The organism is Rhizobium sp. rho-13.1 (genome assembly GCF_007000305.1).
GTDB lineage: Bacteria > Pseudomonadota > Alphaproteobacteria > Rhizobiales > Rhizobiaceae > Rhizobium > Rhizobium rhododendri.
Map to the genome: position 1 here is coordinate 19527 of NZ_SCFL01000008.1, position 16218 is coordinate 35744.

At 62.4% G+C, this 16218-nt stretch carries 16 protein-coding genes; 11 read left to right on the forward strand and 5 right to left on the reverse strand.

Translation table 11 applies throughout. The features are described from left to right. Positions 1 to 15: 15 nt before the first annotated feature. A complete protein-coding gene (locus tag EQW76_RS18500) occupies positions 16 to 732 on the forward strand; it encodes a Bax inhibitor-1/YccA family protein (protein WP_142830295.1) in 717 nt (238 codons plus the stop codon). Between the two features lie 79 nt (positions 733 to 811). Here the strand turns inward: EQW76_RS18500 and EQW76_RS18505 are convergent, their stop codons facing one another. Genes EQW76_RS18505 through EQW76_RS18525 form a run of 5 tightly spaced genes read right to left on the reverse strand, consistent with a single transcriptional unit; the run spans position 812 to position 5562 of the window. Next, positions 812 to 2116 carry an FAD-dependent oxidoreductase gene (locus EQW76_RS18505; RefSeq protein WP_142830297.1) on the reverse strand — a complete coding sequence of 435 codons (1305 nt, stop codon included), beginning with the start codon at positions 2114 to 2116 and terminating at the stop codon, positions 812 to 814. Continuing rightward, positions 2113 to 3102 carry a branched-chain amino acid ABC transporter permease gene (locus EQW76_RS18510; protein WP_161990965.1) on the reverse strand — a complete coding sequence of 330 codons (990 nt, stop codon included), beginning with the start codon at positions 3100 to 3102 and terminating at the stop codon, positions 2113 to 2115. The genes EQW76_RS18505 and EQW76_RS18510 overlap by 4 nt, the downstream gene beginning before the upstream one ends. Further along, a complete protein-coding gene (locus EQW76_RS18515; protein WP_143123054.1) occupies positions 3099 to 4007 on the reverse strand; it encodes a branched-chain amino acid ABC transporter permease in 909 nt (302 codons plus the stop codon). Before EQW76_RS18515 ends, EQW76_RS18510 begins: the two co-directional genes overlap by 4 nt. Beyond that, the gene (locus tag EQW76_RS18520; RefSeq protein ID WP_142830301.1) at positions 4004 to 4765 is read right to left on the reverse strand and encodes an ABC transporter ATP-binding protein; all 762 of its coding nucleotides are present in this window, start codon (positions 4763 to 4765) and stop codon (positions 4004 to 4006) included. The genes EQW76_RS18515 and EQW76_RS18520 overlap by 4 nt, the downstream gene beginning before the upstream one ends. Then, positions 4762 to 5562 (reverse strand): ABC transporter ATP-binding protein, encoded by an 801-nt coding sequence (locus tag EQW76_RS18525; RefSeq protein ID WP_142830303.1) that lies wholly within the window; start codon positions 5560 to 5562, stop codon positions 4762 to 4764. Before EQW76_RS18525 ends, EQW76_RS18520 begins: the two co-directional genes overlap by 4 nt. Before the next feature lie 118 nt (positions 5563 to 5680). Between EQW76_RS18525 and EQW76_RS18530 the strand changes: the two genes are divergently transcribed. From EQW76_RS18530 to EQW76_RS18575, 10 genes are all read left to right on the forward strand, one after another. Next, the gene (locus tag EQW76_RS18530) at positions 5681 to 6409 is read left to right on the forward strand and encodes a GntR family transcriptional regulator (protein ID WP_142830304.1); all 729 of its coding nucleotides are present in this window, start codon (positions 5681 to 5683) and stop codon (positions 6407 to 6409) included. 8 nt (positions 6410 to 6417) lie between these two features. After that, complete coding sequence (locus EQW76_RS18535; protein WP_142830306.1) at positions 6418 to 6906, forward strand: DUF3830 family protein; 489 nt, start codon at positions 6418 to 6420, stop codon at positions 6904 to 6906. A gap of 1 nt (position 6907) precedes the next feature. Beyond that, entirely contained in the window at positions 6908 to 7261 is a 354-nt protein-coding gene (locus EQW76_RS18540) for a TIGR04076 family protein (protein WP_142830308.1), read from the forward strand. Between the two features lie 121 nt (positions 7262 to 7382). Continuing rightward, positions 7383 to 8435, forward strand: coding sequence for an aldo/keto reductase (locus tag EQW76_RS18545; protein ID WP_142830310.1), 1053 nt, complete (start codon positions 7383 to 7385; stop codon positions 8433 to 8435). Then, on the forward strand, positions 8432 to 8860 hold the full coding sequence (locus EQW76_RS18550; RefSeq protein WP_142830312.1) for a hypothetical protein: 429 nt from the start codon (positions 8432 to 8434) through the stop codon (positions 8858 to 8860). The genes EQW76_RS18545 and EQW76_RS18550 overlap by 4 nt, the downstream gene beginning before the upstream one ends. A gap of 49 nt (positions 8861 to 8909) precedes the next feature. Further along, complete coding sequence (locus tag EQW76_RS18555) at positions 8910 to 10172, forward strand: ABC transporter substrate-binding protein (protein WP_142830314.1); 1263 nt, start codon at positions 8910 to 8912, stop codon at positions 10170 to 10172. Positions 10173 to 10413: 241 nt separating this feature from the next. Next, positions 10414 to 10845 carry an OsmC family protein gene (locus EQW76_RS18560; RefSeq protein ID WP_142830316.1) on the forward strand — a complete coding sequence of 144 codons (432 nt, stop codon included), beginning with the start codon at positions 10414 to 10416 and terminating at the stop codon, positions 10843 to 10845. A 225-nt stretch (positions 10846 to 11070) separates the two neighbouring features. Continuing rightward, a complete protein-coding gene (locus EQW76_RS18565; RefSeq protein ID WP_142830318.1) occupies positions 11071 to 11673 on the forward strand; it encodes a TetR family transcriptional regulator in 603 nt (200 codons plus the stop codon). A gap of 44 nt (positions 11674 to 11717) precedes the next feature. Next, a complete protein-coding gene (locus EQW76_RS18570) occupies positions 11718 to 12869 on the forward strand; it encodes an efflux RND transporter periplasmic adaptor subunit (RefSeq protein WP_142830320.1) in 1152 nt (383 codons plus the stop codon). Positions 12870 to 12894: 25 nt separating this feature from the next. Further along, a complete protein-coding gene (locus EQW76_RS18575; RefSeq protein WP_142830322.1) occupies positions 12895 to 16035 on the forward strand; it encodes an efflux RND transporter permease subunit in 3141 nt (1046 codons plus the stop codon). Positions 16036 to 16218 lie beyond the last annotated feature (183 nt).

Sequence of the window (16218 nt, forward strand, 5' to 3'; positions counted from 1 at the left end):
TCAAGGAGACAGATCATGAATCCGATCAATCCCCGCTCCGGTTTCGGCGTTAACGCCGGCACCCAGGCGCTGTTCGACGAAGGACTGCGCAAGCATATGCTGCGCATCTACAACTATATGGCTATCGGTCTGGTCGTGACGGGGCTCGTTGCCTTCGTCGTCGGCACGACGCCGGCGCTCTATGTGCCGATCTTCTCGTCGCCCCTGAAGTGGGTCGTCATGCTGGCACCGATCGGCTTCGTGCTGTTTTTCTCGTTCAAGATCCAGTCGATGTCCGCCAGCGGCGCGCAGGCCATGTTCTGGGCCTTCTGCGCAGTCATGGGACTATCGCTCGCCTCGGTGTTCCTGGTGTTCACCGGCGCCAGTATCGCCCGCACCTTCTTCATCGCAGCCACCATGTTCGGCGCGACAAGTCTCTATGGCTACACGACGAAGCGGGATCTCGCCAATTTCGGCTCGTTCCTGATGATGGGCCTGATTGGCGTCGTGATCGCCAGCGTCGTCAACATCTTCCTCGGCTCGACTGTCCTGCAGTTTGCCGTGTCCGTGATCGGTATCGCCGTCTTCGTCGGCCTGACCGCCTGGGATACGCAGAACATCAAGGAACAGTATGCCGAGAACTATGACCAGGAATCGCAGCAGAAAATGGCTGTGATGGGCGCCCTGTCGCTCTACCTGAACTTCGTCAACATCTTCCAGCTGTTGCTCAACTTTACGGGCGACCGCGAGTAACAGCTCCTCCTGGTGGGGCCAGGAGTGAGCGGGCGCCCGTCGATCTGTCATGGGATCGGCGGGCGCATTGCGTTTGGGGTTAGGCTCGCTCGTCCAGCCGGTCCTGCAGCATGCTCCACGGCAGCAGCGCATTGGGCGCGTGCTTCAGGAGAGCATGGAACGGTATCGGTGCCGGCGGTCCGAAGGGGATCGCAAGATCACGGGCATCTGCACCTGTTGCCCAGGCGGCAAGCTCCTTGCCCATCGCCGTCGTCATGGCGATGCCGCGTCCGTTGCAGGCAAAGCCGGCGATCAGTCCGGGTCCGAGATCGACCAGATGCGGCAGGAAATCCGGTTCGACAGCAGCCAGACCGGACCAGCTGAATTCCAGCGGCGGTAGATCGGGGAGCCCGAGCTTTTCGGCCATGCGTCGATGGATTGTTGCTGGCACACGGGCGTCGGCGCCAGGGCCGAAGATGTGCATACCGCCCGAAATCAGCCGATTGTCGGCATCGAAGCGGAAGGTGAAGAGGTTGCGCCTGGTATCGGAAACACACTGATTTGCCGGCAGGAGCCGCTGGCGGATTGCGGCCGGCAGCGGATGTGTGGCGACCTGGAATACCTTCAATGGAAAATAGGTGCGGGCGAGTTCCGGATTGAGCCGTCCGCCGTAGGCATTTGTCGCGACCACGACCTTGCCGGCGCGCAGGCTGCCCGTCGGCGTCTGCAGCAGCCAACCGTCCGCTGCTCGGCCAATGGCTGAGACGGGCGAGCGCTCGAAGATACGGGCGCCAGCCGCTTCCGCAGCGTCGGCAAGGCCGCGCGCATATTCGACGGGATTGAGCACGCCCCCGGATTTGTCGGTCCAGCCGCCGAAATAGCCGTCTGCACCGGTCACGTCGCGGATCGTCTGTCGGTCCATGACTTCCGCCGGGCGTCCGCGGGCCTGCCATTGCGCGGCGCGGGACTGTACTTTTTCGAGGGCGTTAGCGGAATGGGCAGGCTGGATCCAGCCGCTCTGCTGCGCGGCGCACTCGATTGCGTGGCGGCGGATCAGCTCGAAGACCAGGTCGCCGCTGCCCGCTGCCAAATCTACCAGGCGCTTTCCGCGCTCGGGGCCCAGTTGCTGGATGACGTTATCCGGGTCCACCTTGGCAAAGTTTGGAACCACGAAGCCGGCGTTGCGACCGGTGGCACCCCAGGCGATGATACCGGCCTCCAGCAGTATCACCGAAAGACCTTTTTCTGCCGCATGCAACGCAGTCGACAGGCCGGAGAAGCCGCCGCCGACGATGGCGAGGTCAGCATCGAGCGGGCCTTGGAGTTGCGGCCGGTGCCGCCGGTTGCGGCCGACGACGTGCCAGAGGGACGGCGCGTCCGGCGATGCGGTGTCTGCTTTGCTCACGAGGCGGCACCATTCTGGTCGGGCATGGCCGGCGGCTGCTTCTTGCCGAACCAGCGCAAGCGGCGCGGCATGTTGCCGAGGATGCCGTTAGGGCGCACCAGCAGGATGACGCAGAGCATGACGCCGATGGCGACGATCTGCAGCGAGGCGGCGCGGGCCTGCTGGTCGGTCGGGAAGGCTGCGCTGGTCAGCGCGCCGGAGCCCGCCCAGATCGCCCAGACGAGGACGCTGCCGAGGATGGCGCCTTTGTTGCTGCCGGAACCACCGACGATCAGCATGGTCCAGACCTGGAAAGTCAGCGTCGGCATGTAGTTGTCTGGCGCGATGAAGCCGATGAAATGTGCCTGCACGGCGCCGGCCAGCCCCATGATGGCGCCGCCGACGGCAAAGGCCTGGACGCGGTAGAAGCGGGCGCTCTTGCCGAGCGAGATGGCGGCCCGCTCGTCTTCGCGCAGGGCCTTCAGCACGCGCCCCCATGGACTGCGGGCAAGGTGCTCCAGTGCCAGATAGGTAATGAGCGTGACTCCGGCGACGACGGCGAGGTTGGAGAAGTTGAAGAGCACGGGCGTTTCGGCAAGTGCTGCGAAGGGGCGAGGGATGAAGCCGATGCCGAACGGGCCGCCGGTCAGTTTCTGCGCATTCAAAGCTACCAGTTGCACGACCACGGCGACACCGAAGGTGGTGATGGCAAGGTAGTCAGATTTCAGCCGCAGCGTGGCGACGCCGGTGATGGCGGCAGCCAGGGCGGTGACGATCATGGCGCCGAGCCAGCCGACGACAATCGGCATGTCGAAGCCGCCGAAGCGGCCGACGGTATCGGGTGTCGTCAGCAGCGCCGAGGTATAGGCGCCGATGGCGACAAAACCGGCGAGGCCGACGTTGAAAAGGCCGGTCAGCCCCCATTGCAGATTGAGGCCGAGGGTGATCAGCGAGAAGATCAGCGCCGTCGTCAGGAAGAAGGCGCCATAGCCAAGAATGTCCATCATCTCTCTCTCACTCCGAAGAGGCCGATCGGCCGGACCAGCAGCACCGCCATCAGGATGACGAAGGAGACCGCCGCGCGCCATTCTGCGCCGATCAACTGGACGGCGCCGGCTTCCGTCAGGCCGATGATCAGACCGCCGAGCACAGCGCCGGGCACGCTGCCGATACCGCCGAGAATGGCTGCGGCAAACATCGGCAGCATCATGTCGAAGCCCATCAGCGGCCGGATCTGCACGAGAATGCCGATCATGACGCCGGCCATGCAGGCAAGCGCCCCGCCGACCAACCATGTCACGCGCACCACCTTGGCGACGTCGATGCCGACGACGCGGGCGAGCGCCGGGTTCTGACTGACGGCCTGCATCGAGCGACCGATCTGCGTGCGGGTCATCAGCAGGTGTACCGCCAGCACCAGAAATGCTGTCAGCAGCAGCAGCACGATCTGGTCGGGCGTGATGCGGATGCCGAACCCGACCGGCATGGCGATCTGGATCGAGCGGCTGAAATAGGCCGGACGCGAGGTGAAGATGAACTCCAGCAGGCTGCGCAGCGCCATGGAGGCGCCGAAACTGGCCATCACGACGATGATTGTCTGGCCTTTTGCCCGCAGCCGCGCAAACAGGATCTTGTCGAGCAGCAGCGCCATCAGCCCGGTAAAAGCCATGCCGATGACCACTGCAACGATCAGCGGCCAGCCGAAGGAAAACGGACCGATCGGTGCGATCTTGCCGAACATCGCACCGATGGCGCTGACTGCGGTCAGGGTGGCGTAGGTGCCCCAGGCCATGAAGTCGCCATGGGCAAAGTTTGAGAAGCGCAGGATCGAATAGGTCAGCGTGACGCCGATGGCGCCGAGGCCGACCATCGAGCCTGTCAGCAATCCGTCGATGATGGATTGCAGGTTCATGCGGCACCTCCGGTCTCGGTCGGTCTGGCAGGCTGCGTCGGGCGCTGGCCCAGATAGAGTTCGGCCACGACGGGATCGTTCCAAAGCTCGGAGGCGATGCCTTCATGGTGGTCCTTGCCTTCGACCAGCACATAAGCGCGGTCGCCGATCGCCAGCGCCGCCTTGGCATTCTGCTCGACCAGCAGGATTGTGACGCCGGATTTGCGGATTTCGGTCAGCATCTGGAACACCATCGACACGAATTTCGGCGACAGACCAGCCGAGGGCTCGTCGAGGACGAGCACCTTGGGGTCGACGACCAGCGCGCGGGCAACGGCGAGCATCTGCCGCTGTCCGCCGGAAAGATTGCCGGCGGCGATCTTGCGATGGCGGGCAAGGTCCGGAAAGGCGGTGTACATCGCCTCTATGCGGGACGGGACGTCCCTCGGCTTCAGGATGCCGCAGGCGACCTTCAGGTTGTCGTCCACCGACATCTGCGGAAAGATATTTTCCGTCTGCGGCACGAAGGCAAGGCCGAGGCGGACCATCATGTGGGCCGGTGCCGCAGTGATATCCCGCCCGTCGAGAAGCACGGTGCCGGCGGCGATCGGCACGAGGCCGGCGACAGCCTTGATGAAGCTCGACTTGCCGGCGCCGTTGGGACCGAGCACGACGACGATCTCGCCCTTGTTGACGGTAATCGAGGCGCCACGGACGATCGGTACGCCGGGCTCGTAGCCGGCGACGAGATCGCGCACGAGGAGAACGGGTTCGCTCATGCCGCACCTCCGAGATAGGCTTCGATGACGCGGGGGTCGCGCGCCACTTCTTCCGCCGTGCCCTGGCAGAGCAGCTGGCCGCCAGCCATGACCAGTACGCGATTGCAGAGCCGGGTGACCATGTCGATATTGTGCTCGATCAGCAGGAAAGTGATACCGCGGGCGTTGATATCGCGGATGCGGTCGATGATGACTTCGAGCAGGGTGGCGTTGACGCCGGCCGCCGGTTCGTCGAGGAGGATGATGGCGGGATCCGCCATCATCACCCGGGCAAGTTCCAGAAGCTTGCGCTGGCCGCCGGAGAGTACGCGGGCGGGCTCGTGGGCCAGCCGCGTCAGCAGGACGAGATCGAGCAGCTCCATCGCTTTTTCGCGTGAGCGCTTCTCCTCGGCGACAACGCGCCATGGCACCAGGAAGTTGGCAAACAGTTTTTCGCCGGTCTGGTGCTGGGCGGCGAGCATGACGTTTTCGATCAGTGTCATGTTGGGGAGCGGGCGGGGGATCTGGAAGGTGCGGCCGAGGCCGCGACCGATGCGCCGGTGTGCGGATTCGCCGGAAACGACTGTGCCGTTCAGTCGGATTTCGCCGCTCGTCGGCAGGACGCTGCCGGAGAGAAGATCGAACATCGTCGTCTTGCCGGCGCCGTTCGGGCCGATCAGGCCAAGGATTTCGCCGTGCCGCACTTCGAAGGATACGTCGTTGACGGCGGCGATGCCGCCGAATCGGCGGACGATATTCCTCGCACTCAGAACAGGCTCCCGGGTATCCTCCCCCTGCCGTTCAGATGGTAAACTCATGGATCCCTCTGGCCGGGAACGATCGTTGTCGCACCCTGATTTTTTGATTTGTGATCACACTTGCATTGATCACGCTATTCAGCTTTAATTCGTTCTGCAAGTCAAAAACGGGATCGCAATGCAAAAGGCCTCAGCCGAAAAAAGCAATGATCTGATTGCCGCCCAACTGGCCCCGGTTGGCCGCGAAACCGTTCAGGACCGTGTCTATTCCGAGCTTCGCAGGGCGCTGATCGGCGGGCTTTTCGAGCCGAGCCAGGTGCTAACAATCCGCGGACTTGCCGATGCGCTTGTTACCAGCACCATGCCGGTGCGCGAGGCGCTCGGGCGGCTGATCACCGAAAAGGCGCTGGAGGCACTGCCCAATCGCTCGGTACGTGTCCCGCCGATCACGCTGGAGCGTATCGACGACCTCCTGCGCGCCCGTATCCTGATAGAGGGCGAGGCCATCGCGCTGGCCGCAAAACGCATGGGCCCGAAAGATATCACGGTCATCGAGGGCATGCTGCACGAATGGGACGAGATGCGCGCCCTGAAGCAGAAGAAGGACGTGGACCGCGAGGTCACGCTCAACCAGACATTCCATTTCGAGATATACCGGGCCTGCAGCTCGGCCGTGCTCATCCCCATGATCGAAAGCCTGTGGCTGCAATCGGGCCCCTGTATCCGGGTGGCGATCTATGCCTTCTCCGAAGCCGGCGAGGTCGATACCGCCCATTACCATCGCAGCATCGTCGCGGCATTGGCCGCCCAGGATGCCGACGCGGCACGGGCCGCGCTGGTCGCCGATATCAGCCGGCCCTTCACCTTTTTGCGCAACAAGCTGCAGACAGACGCAGCCAGGATTTGAGACCGATCATGAGCCAGAATGCAATCCACATCACCGAGCCCCGTTCCGGACTGTCCGTGATCGCGCCGCTGCTGGCCGGCAAGGCGCCCGAGAACGTTGCCTTCTTCATGCAATATCTGTCCGAGCCGCGCATCGTGCCCGGCATCCATGCGATGTGGACCGGCCCGGAAATCTCCTGCCCGATCCCGGCGGCTCATCTCGAGGGGGCCGCCTATGCAACTGCGCTGCCGGCCGAGAACGCTACGGTGACGCCGCAGCCGGGCGATATTGTGCTGAGTTACGTGCCGGCGCGCATGTGGGGCGGCAGCCCCAACGCCATTTTCGACATCGGCCTGTTCTACGGGCAGGGTGCGCGGTTGCTGTTCCCGATCGGCTGGCTGGCCGGCACCGTCATGGCGCAGGTGCGGCCGGAGGAGCGCGAGCATTTCGCTGCCGCCTGCGGCATCATCCGCCGCAACGGCGGCTGCGACGTCACCTTCGCGCTGACGGAGGTTTGAGGTGAGCGAAACCGACGACAGTTTCGAGCTTTACGACCTGCGCGTCGAGGCGGTCATCCCGGAGGGCAAGCCAATCTATTGCGGCGCCAGGGAGGGCGATTATTTCGAGCTGAAAGGCGAGATGCTGTCGATGCCTGCAGGCCAGGGATTTTCCATCTATTCGATTTCCGCCGTGCTGCCGCTCTTGGCCGCCAAGCAGCGGCCGACGCACCGGAACGACTGGATGACCTCGGATGCCGAAATCGCCTGTCCCGACCCGAACTGCGCTAGCCGGCTAAGGATCGTGCGCACGGGCAAGCGTCGTTTCAGCCATGCCGAGACGACGGCAGTGCCGCTGCCGGGTGACGAGGCCTGAATGATGGCGCGCGGCGCAGGAGCGATATCTGTCTTCTCCCCGTGGGGAGAAGATGCCCAAAGGGCAAATGAGGGGGAGCCCTTCGCGCTCCACCGTTCTACCAATTTGAAAGCTGCATGACATGACGAAAACCTTCGAACTTCGCCCCGGCTATGCCATTTCCCGCGTCATTCGCGGTGGCTGGCAGCTGGCCGGTGGCCATGGGGCGATCGATCGCGATCAGGCCGTGACCGACCTGATCGCCGCATACGATGCCGGTATCAGGACATACGACTGTGCCGACATCTACACCGGCGTCGAGGAACTGATCGGCGCTGCCCGGGACCGCCTGCGCAATGAGCGCGGGGCCGAGGCGGCGGCCGAGATGAAGGTTCACACCAAGCTGGTGCCCGATCTCGAGAAGCTCGGCAACATGAACCGCGATTATATCCGTGGCATCGTCGAGCAGTCGCTGCGGCGGTTGCGCACGGAGCGCCTGGATCTTGTGCAGTTCCACTGGTGGGATTACTCGCTTGACGGCTATCTCGATGCGCTGGGCTGGCTCAACGAATTGCACGGGGAGGGTAAGGTCCGTAATGTCGGCACTACGAATTTCGACACCCAGCATGTTGCCGAGATCCTGAAGGCGGGTATCCCGCTGGTCAGCCAGCAGCTGCAATATTCCGTCCTCGACCAGCGGCCGGCCAACAGCCTGACGGCGCTGGCTGCGGCGAATGATGTGAAATTCCTGTGCTACGGTTCGGTTGCCGGCGGTTTCCTCAGCGACAAGTGGCTGGGCCAGCCGGAGCCGGAGATGCCGCTCGAGAACCGGTCGCTGGTGAAATACAAGCTGATCATCGACGACTTCGGCGGCTGGGACCTGTTTCAATCGCTGCTTTCGACATTGAAGGTCATTGGCGACCGACATGGCGTCGATATCGCCACTGTCGCCAGCGCCTGGGTGCTGCGTCAGCCGCAGGTCGCAGCTGTCATCGTCGGTGCCCGCAATCAGGCGCATGCGCTGGCCAATGCCGGCATCATGGATATCGTGCTTTCGGCAGACGACATGGGGCAGATCGAAGCGATTATCGCTGAAAGCAAAGGCCCCCTCGGTGACGTCTACACGCTGGAACGCGACCGAAACGGCAGGCATGGCTCCATCATGCATTACAATCTCAACGCGGGGAAAGTATGAGCCAGGATCAGTCACTCTTCGAGTGTGCCCGCGCCGAGGTCATCGCCTTCCACGAATTCTTCGTCGGCTGGTACGATGCGGCGACGGCTGACCTGACGGATTTCGGACGCTGTGAGCAGGCGTTCGGAGACGGCTTCCAGATGATACCGCCGACCGGCCGCGTTTTCGACAGGGCGGCGACCATCGATCTGATCCGGGCCAATCGCGCCACCTTCCATGGTGATTTCTCGATCGACATCGAGGACATCCGCGCGGGCTTCCAGACTGACGATACTGTCGTCGTCACTTATGTCGAGGTGCAGTGCCGCAGGGGCGTCCGGTCCCGTCGGCAGGCGAGTGCCCTTTTTACCGCGAGTTCATCGGCGCCATCGGGCGTCCAATGGCGGCATCTGCAAGAAACCTGGTTGCAGACACCGGAGACCTGACAGGATTACTGCGTAAAAATAGAAGTCGTACCTAACAAGGGGAACAATCATGAAAAAGACGCTTCTTTCCGTAACCACCGCTCTCGGCCTGATCTCTGCCGCTGGCATCGCCAATGCCGCCGATTGCAAGATCACCGTCGGCCTCGTCATGGAACTGACCGGTCCTGCCGGCGAATACGGCCAGGCCGGCGCCAAGTCGGTCGAAATGGCCTTCCGCGACCTCAATGCTGCCGGCGGCGTGCGCGGCTGCGACCTCGTCACCGATACCCGCGACAGCCAGAGCCAGGGCAACGTCGCTGTCGATGCGGCAACGCAGCTAGTACAGGTGAAGAAGGTGCCCGTCATCATCGGCGGTATCATCTCGTCGGTGTCGATCCCGATCCTGACCTCGGTTACTGCTCCTGCGAAGGTTGTCCAGATTTCGCCTGCTTCCTCGTCGCCGACGCTGACGGCGCTCGGGCGCGATGGCAAGACCAACGGCATCTTCTTCCGGACGATCACCTCGGATGCACTGCAGGGCGTCGCCGCTGCTAAATACGCGGTCGACAAGGGCTTCAAGAAGCTCGCCATCATCCACGTCAACAGCGACTTCGGCGTCAACATGTCGGCCGAATTCTCGCGCGCCTACAAGGCGCTCGGCGGCACGATCATCTCCGACACGCCGTACAACGAGAAGCAGTCGAGCTATGCCTCCGAGGTCACCGCTGCCATGTCCGGCACCCCGGATGGCCTCTACCTGATCAGCACCCCGGTCGACGGCGCGACGATTGCCCGTACCTGGGTGTCGCAGGGCGGGGTGCAGAAATTCCTGCTCAACGACGGCATGAACAGCCCTGACTTCATCGAGTCTGTCGGCGCCGATTACCTGAAGGAAGCCTACGGCACGTCTTCCGGCACCAGCCCGACGGCCTCGACCGATTATTTCATGAAGAACTACAAGGATTTCTCGGGTATCGAGCCATCCAATCCGGCAGCCGACCGCTCCTATGATGCCGGTGCCATTGCCGGGCTTGCCATCGCCATTGCCGGCTCGGAAGATCCTGCCAAAATCAAGGACGCGATCTACAAGGCCGTCGATCCTTCGGGCACGCCTATCTATGCCGGCAAGGAAGAGTTCACCAAGGCACTCGGCCTGATCAAGGATGGCAAACCGATCCGCTACGAAGGCGTCATCGGTCCCGTCGCCTTCGACAAATACGGGGATATCACTGGCCCGTTCCGTCTCTGGAAGATTGCCGATGGCAAGGTCGCCACCGATGGTGAGATGTCGACGGACGACGTCAACAAGCTGCAGGCGACGCTGAACAAATAGTGCATTCGGCGCAGTGCAGTCACATCCGCCTTTACCAGGAGCCCCGCGAGCCAATCGGATCGCGGGGTTTTTTGTGCCTTGGAAAAGAAGCCGTGGCCGTTTTTGAAGTTTCATGCTGCCGCGGTCGTCTTTTGCGGGGAAAACCTTATATTGCCAATGGGGGAGCCTTTTAGGTTTTTCCGATCGATTGCCCTGGAGCGGCAGCCGCCGTCTCCCGACAACCAATCATAAGGAGCACCACATGAAGATCACACGCACGGGCTCGGCCCACTGGGCTGGCGGAATCAAGGATGGAAAAGGCGAGATCAGCACCCAGAGCGGCGCTCTGAAGGAGCATCCTTACGGATATGCCAGCCGTTTCGAAGGCGTTGCCGGCACCAATCCGGAAGAACTCATTGGTGCTGCCCATGCCGGTTGCTTCACGATGGCTCTTTCCGGCATCCTCGATGGCGCTGGCCTTAAAGCGACCAGCATGCAGACAACTGCCAGGGTCACCCTGGAAAGCGTCGAAGGCGGCTTCGGTATCACGGGTATCGCCCTGACGCTGGTTGCAAGCGTGCCCGGCACCGACGAGGCCAAGTTCAAGGAACTGGCTGAACAGGCGAAGGCCGGTTGCCCGTTATCAAAAGCGCTTGCCGCCGTGCCAATGACGCTCGACGTGCAGTTCTCCTAAGAAAAACTGCTGCCTGACATGCCGGACCAGCCAATGGTCCGGCATTTTTTATGCGTCGTGCGCTCCGAGCTCCGAGCTCCGAGCTCCGAGCTCCGCGCGCCTCGGCTATGAACTCCCGCACAGTGAAACCCGTGCCAGGTGCCTGGCAATGCGTTGACAAAGTATGACTTTCGATTTACGACTGACGAAAATAGAATTTCGTCAGTCGTAAATCGAAAGTGCCTTATGAACGCCATCGCCGATTCCTCAGAGGTCAACCGCCAGGAGAATGTTGCGCGCATCCTCGATTGTGCCGAGCGGCTTTTCCGCCACTACGGCTATGCCAAGACAACGGTGGCCGACATCGCCAAGGATCTCGGCATGTCGACGGCAAACATCTATCGCTTCTTTAGCTCCAAGGTCGAAATCCACCAGGCGCTCTGCGGGCGGATGCTCGATACCGGTTATGAGCTCGCCCTTGGCGCGGCGCGCAAGCAGGCGAGTGCCGCCGACAGGCTGCGTGCTCTCGTCCATGGCCAGTACAAGCTCACTCTCGATACCATGCTCGACGAGGAGAAGGTTCATGAGATGGTCGTCGTCGCCATCGAGCGTGACTGGCATGTCATCGAAAAGCACATCGACCGCATCCACGACGTCATGGCTGGTATCATTTCCGAAGGGATCGCTGCCGGCGAGTTTGCCGAACAGGACCCCCACATCGCGTCGAAATGTCTTGGCGCAGCAACGGTTACCCTCTGTCACCCGCAGATGGTGGCGCAGTGCCTTGCCAAGGAGAACCGGGCGATGCCCGACGATCTCGTGGAATACGCCATTCGTGCCTTGAGATAATTTGCCTGCTGCCGTCCATCCGCCGTCGACCGAGGAGTGCGATCATGATTTCGCCCATCAAACTGCGCCTTTCATCCGCCTTTGTCCTCCTCATCGCTGCTGCCGTCATTTCCGGCTGCAACGAGAAGCAGGCCGAGACCAAGCCTGTCATTCGCCCTGTCAAGGTCGTCGAGATTGCCAAGGCGGAAACAACGCGGACACTGGATTATTCCGGCTCCGTGCGGGCCCGAACCGAGATGAACCTCGGCTTTCGCGTCAGCGGCAAGATCGTCGAGCGGCGCGTCGATATCGGTCAGCGGGTGAAGCCGGGCGATGTGCTGGCGAAAATCGATGCCACGGACTACGCATTGGCGGTCAAGCGCGCTGAGGCGGATCGTCTTTCCGCCGAGAAGCAGGTCCAGACCGCAACGCTTTCTCGCGATCGCGCCCAGCAGCTGTTCGATAAGAACGTCTCCTCGAAGTCGCAACTCGAGCAGGCACAGCTGGCTTACGACCAGGCCGTCGCAACGCGCGATTCGGCCATCTCGTCGCTCGACGAGGCCAAGAATCAGGTCGCCTATGCCAGTCTCGCATCGGATCTCAATGGCATCGTCACCGCCGTCAATGCCGATGTCGGCCAGGTGGTCAGCACTGGCACGCCGGTGATCACCGTTGCGGTCGACGGAGAGAAGGAAGTCGCTATTGCCGTGCCGGAAACCGATGTTGGCCAGTTCAGCGTCGGCAAGACGGTCAAGGCCCGTTTCTGGGCGAACGACGGCCTCGTGTTCGATGGCAAGGTGCGCGAGGTCTCCGGCAGCGCCGATACGCAATCGCGCACGTTCTCAGTCCGGATCAGCCTGCCGAACGACCCGCGCGTGCTTCTCGGGATGACTTCTACCGTCGAGGCGACAGCGGAAAACGCCGTGCCTTTCGTGTCCATACCGCTCAGTGCGCTGGCCGAGAAGGACGGACGCAAGGTCGTCTGGCTGGTCGACAGGACAACGGCCACCGTGCATGCGCAGGACGTCAGGCTTGCCGAGTTTACCGGGGTCGGCGTCCGGGTCTCCGATGGCCTGAAGGCCGGCGATCTCGTCGTCGCCGCTGGCACGCAGTTCATGGCCGAAAACATGCAGGTCAAGCTACCCGATGGCAGTGGACAGCAGGCCGCCGCCGCAGAGCCTGTGGACGCTGCTGCGTCTGCGGCCGTCATGCGCTGATCGCACTCGAAAGCGGATGAAGATGATGACCACACCCACTGAACAAAAGCAGCCATTCAATCTCTCGCGCTGGGCAATCGGCCATCCGAGTATCGCCCGCTTCCTGTTCGGGCTGATCATCATCGCCGGAGCCCTCGGCCTGACCCACATGGGCCAGAAGGAAGATCCCGACTTTACCTTCCGCGTCATGGTGGTGCAGGCCATCTGGCCCGGTGCGTCGATTGACGAGATGGAAGACCAGGTGGTCAACAAGATCGAGCGCAAACTGCAGGAGACGCCGCATCTCGACTGGGTAAAATCATACACCCGCGCCGGCAGCGCCATCATCACTGTCCAGGTCAAGGGCGACACCAACGCGGCCGAGGTGAACGACGCTTTCTATCAGGTGCGCAAGAAGGTCGGCGATATCCAGAGCGAGCTGCCGTCGGGCCTCCTCGGACCCTATTTCAACGATGAATTCGGCGACACCTTCATCACGCTCCATTCGATCAGCGGCACTGGCTACAGCTATCCGGAGCTGAAGAAGTTCGCCATCCAGGCGCGGGACATGCTGCTAACCGTGCCGGGCGTCGAAAAAGCGGTGATCATCGGCGACCAGCCCGAGAGAATCTACATCGACGTCTCGTCGAAGGCGCTGGCCGAGCGCGGACTGACGCTCGATACCCTTCGTGCTGCCGTCACGGGCCAGAACAGCGTCGATTCGGCCGGCTCCGTCGATACCGGCTTGAGGTCGGTGCGCATTTCCGTCGAGGGCGATGTCAGGAAGATCGAAGATATCCGTGAGTTGAGGTTGAAGGCCGGAGACCAGGTGACGCGTCTCGGCGACATTGCCACCGTCTATGCGGGGCTGCAGGACCCCTACACGGCCAAATTCAAATATAACGGCCATGAGAGCGTGCAGGTCGGCGTGGTCATGGCCAAGGGCTACAAAGTCACCGACGTCGGCCATTCCGTCGATGCCGTTTACCAGCGGTTCGAATCGTCGCTGCCGCTCGGCGTCGCCGTTGACCAGATCGCCAACCAGCCCGATGTCGTCACCGACGCGGTCAGCGAATTCATGCATGCGCTGGGCGAAGCGCTCGTCATCGTGCTGATCGTCTCCTTCGTGTCGATCGGCTGGCGCTCGGGTCTGGTGATTGCCATCGCCATTCCGCTGGTGCTGGCCGCGACCTTTGCCATCATGTACGAATTCGGCATCGACCTGCAGCGCATCTCACTGGGTGCGCTGATCATTGCGCTCGGTCTTCTGGTCGACGATGCCATGATCGTTGTCGAACTGATGGAGCGCAAGCTGGAGGAGGGCATGGTCAAGCTCGACGCCGCCAGCTTTGCCTATACATCAACCGCATTCCCGATGCTGACAGGAACGCTGATCACCACGGCAGGCTTCATCCCGGTCGGCTTTGCAGCGTCTACCGCCGGCGAGTATGTCCGCACCCTGTTCTATGTGGTCGGCATCGCGCTGGTGACATCCTGGTTCGTCGCCGTCTATTTTACACCGTGGCTCGGCTACATGATCCTCAAGCAGCGGCATCATGCGGGCAGCCATCACGACGTCTTCGATACCCGCTTCTACCGTCGCCTGCGCGGCACTGTCGGCTGGGCCGTGCGGCATCGGATCATCGTGCTGGCGTTGACGCTGCTGACCTTCGGCACCAGTCTCTGGGCCTTCCAGTTCATTCCGCAGAATTTCTTTCCGCAATCGTCGCGGCCTGAGATCCTTGTCGACCTCTGGCTGCCTGAGGGCACCAGCATCGCCGAGGTTGAAAAGCAGGCGGCGGCGCTGGAGGCCCGGATTGCCGACGACAAGGACAAGCGCTTTGTTGCCAGCTACATCGGCGAGGGCGCTCCGCGCTTTTTCCTGCCGCTCGACCAGCAGCTTATCAATCCGAACTTCGCGCAATTGCTCGTGCTTGCCAACGACGAACCCGCCCGCGAGCGGCTGATCATCAAGCTGCGCGGCATTCTCGCCGCCGACTTTCCGGACATCCGCGCCAAGGTCGACCGGCTGTTCCTCGGTCCGCCGACCGGATGGCCCGTGCAGATGCGCGTGCTTGGCCCCGACCGCCTCGAGGTTCGTCGTATCGCCGACCAGGTAAAGCAGCGTTTCGCCGCCGATCCCCGCATGGGTGCGATCCACGACGACTGGCTCGAGCCGGTGCCGGAAATGCGCCTGGTGATCGATCAGGATCGGGCACGGGCCCTCGGCGTCACGTCGCAGCGCATTCGCCAGGTACTGGCCGCTGCCGTCACGGGGGCCTCGCTCGGCGACTTCCGCGAAGGCGAAGAGACCGTGTCGATCGTGGCACGCGAGCCGGAAGCCAATCGGCATCTGCTGTCGGCGGTCAATTCCATCTCCGTGCCGAGCGATGCCGGCGGTTTCGTGCCGCTGTCGCAGGTGGCAAAGGTCGTGCCGACCATGACGCTGGGGCTGGAATGGCGCCGCGACCGCCTGCCGACGATCACGGTGCGGGCTACGCTGCCCGACGATGTGCAGGCAAACGACGTGACGACAAAACTCTACGCCGACCTGAAGCCGCTCCGCGACAGCCTGCCGCCCGGCTATCAGATCGAGGTGCAGGGTGGTACCGAGGATGCGGCGGAAAGCCAGGCCTCCATTGCCGCCAAGGCGCCGATCATGCTGCTCGTCATCGTCGTGCTCCTGATGATCCAGTTGCAGCACTTCGGCAAGGCGATGCTGGTGCTGGCGACTGGACCGCTCGGCATCATCGGGGCTGCGGCTGCGCTCCTGATCAGCGGTGCGCCGTTCGGGTTCGTTGCCATTCTCGGTGTCATCGCGCTGCTCGGTATCATCATCCGCAACTCGATCATCCTCATCGACCAGATCGACCAGGATATCGCTATGGGCATGGAGCGCCAGGAGGCGATCATCGGCTCGGCCGTGCGTCGTTTCCGGCCGATCATGCTGACCGCGCTCACCGCCGTACTGGCGCTGATCCCGATTTCGCGCGGCGTGTTCTGGGGCCCGCTCGCCTATGCGATGATGGGCGGTATCCTGGTGGCAACCGTCCTGACGATCATCGTCTTGCCCGCCGCCTACGCCCTGTTCTTTGGCAAGGAGCCGAAATTAAAGGCCGGCAAGAACGAGGCCGGGACGGTGGACGAACAGCAACATCCGATGCCGCCGGCAATGGCTGCGGAGTAGGCTTCGCTTGGTTTTAACAGCGTCTAGAAGCGTTGTTTTCCTCATGATTCGGCGAACCGGCGTGACATTGGGGACGGCGGCGGCCCGGTTAACCGGCGGGCAATCCTTTTGTGCTCTGCAGCAATTCTGCTTGCCGATTCGATATTGCGGCAATAAAGAGGGTCGGCATTGGTAAACGATGTC

Coding starts and splice junctions, on each gene's coding strand:
- EQW76_RS18500 (WP_142830295.1), top strand. CDS start 16: ATGAATCCGATCAATCCCCGCTCCGGTTTCGGCGTTAACGCCGGCACC.
- EQW76_RS18510 (WP_161990965.1), bottom strand. CDS start 3,102: ATGATGGACATTCTTGGCTATGGCGCCTTCTTCCTGACGACGGCGCTG.
- EQW76_RS18515 (WP_143123054.1), bottom strand. CDS start 4,007: ATGAACCTGCAATCCATCATCGACGGATTGCTGACAGGCTCGATGGTC.
- EQW76_RS18520 (WP_142830301.1), bottom strand. CDS start 4,765: ATGAGCGAACCCGTTCTCCTCGTGCGCGATCTCGTCGCCGGCTACGAG.
- EQW76_RS18525 (WP_142830303.1), bottom strand. CDS start 5,562: ATGAGTTTACCATCTGAACGGCAGGGGGAGGATACCCGGGAGCCTGTT.
- EQW76_RS18530 (WP_142830304.1), top strand. CDS start 5,681: ATGCAAAAGGCCTCAGCCGAAAAAAGCAATGATCTGATTGCCGCCCAA.
- EQW76_RS18535 (WP_142830306.1), top strand. CDS start 6,418: ATGAGCCAGAATGCAATCCACATCACCGAGCCCCGTTCCGGACTGTCC.
- EQW76_RS18545 (WP_142830310.1), top strand. CDS start 7,383: ATGACGAAAACCTTCGAACTTCGCCCCGGCTATGCCATTTCCCGCGTC.
- EQW76_RS18550 (WP_142830312.1), top strand. CDS start 8,432: ATGAGCCAGGATCAGTCACTCTTCGAGTGTGCCCGCGCCGAGGTCATC.
- EQW76_RS18555 (WP_142830314.1), top strand. CDS start 8,910: ATGAAAAAGACGCTTCTTTCCGTAACCACCGCTCTCGGCCTGATCTCT.
- EQW76_RS18560 (WP_142830316.1), top strand. CDS start 10,414: ATGAAGATCACACGCACGGGCTCGGCCCACTGGGCTGGCGGAATCAAG.
- EQW76_RS18565 (WP_142830318.1), top strand. CDS start 11,071: ATGAACGCCATCGCCGATTCCTCAGAGGTCAACCGCCAGGAGAATGTT.
- EQW76_RS18570 (WP_142830320.1), top strand. CDS start 11,718: ATGATTTCGCCCATCAAACTGCGCCTTTCATCCGCCTTTGTCCTCCTC.
- EQW76_RS18575 (WP_142830322.1), top strand. CDS start 12,895: ATGACCACACCCACTGAACAAAAGCAGCCATTCAATCTCTCGCGCTGG.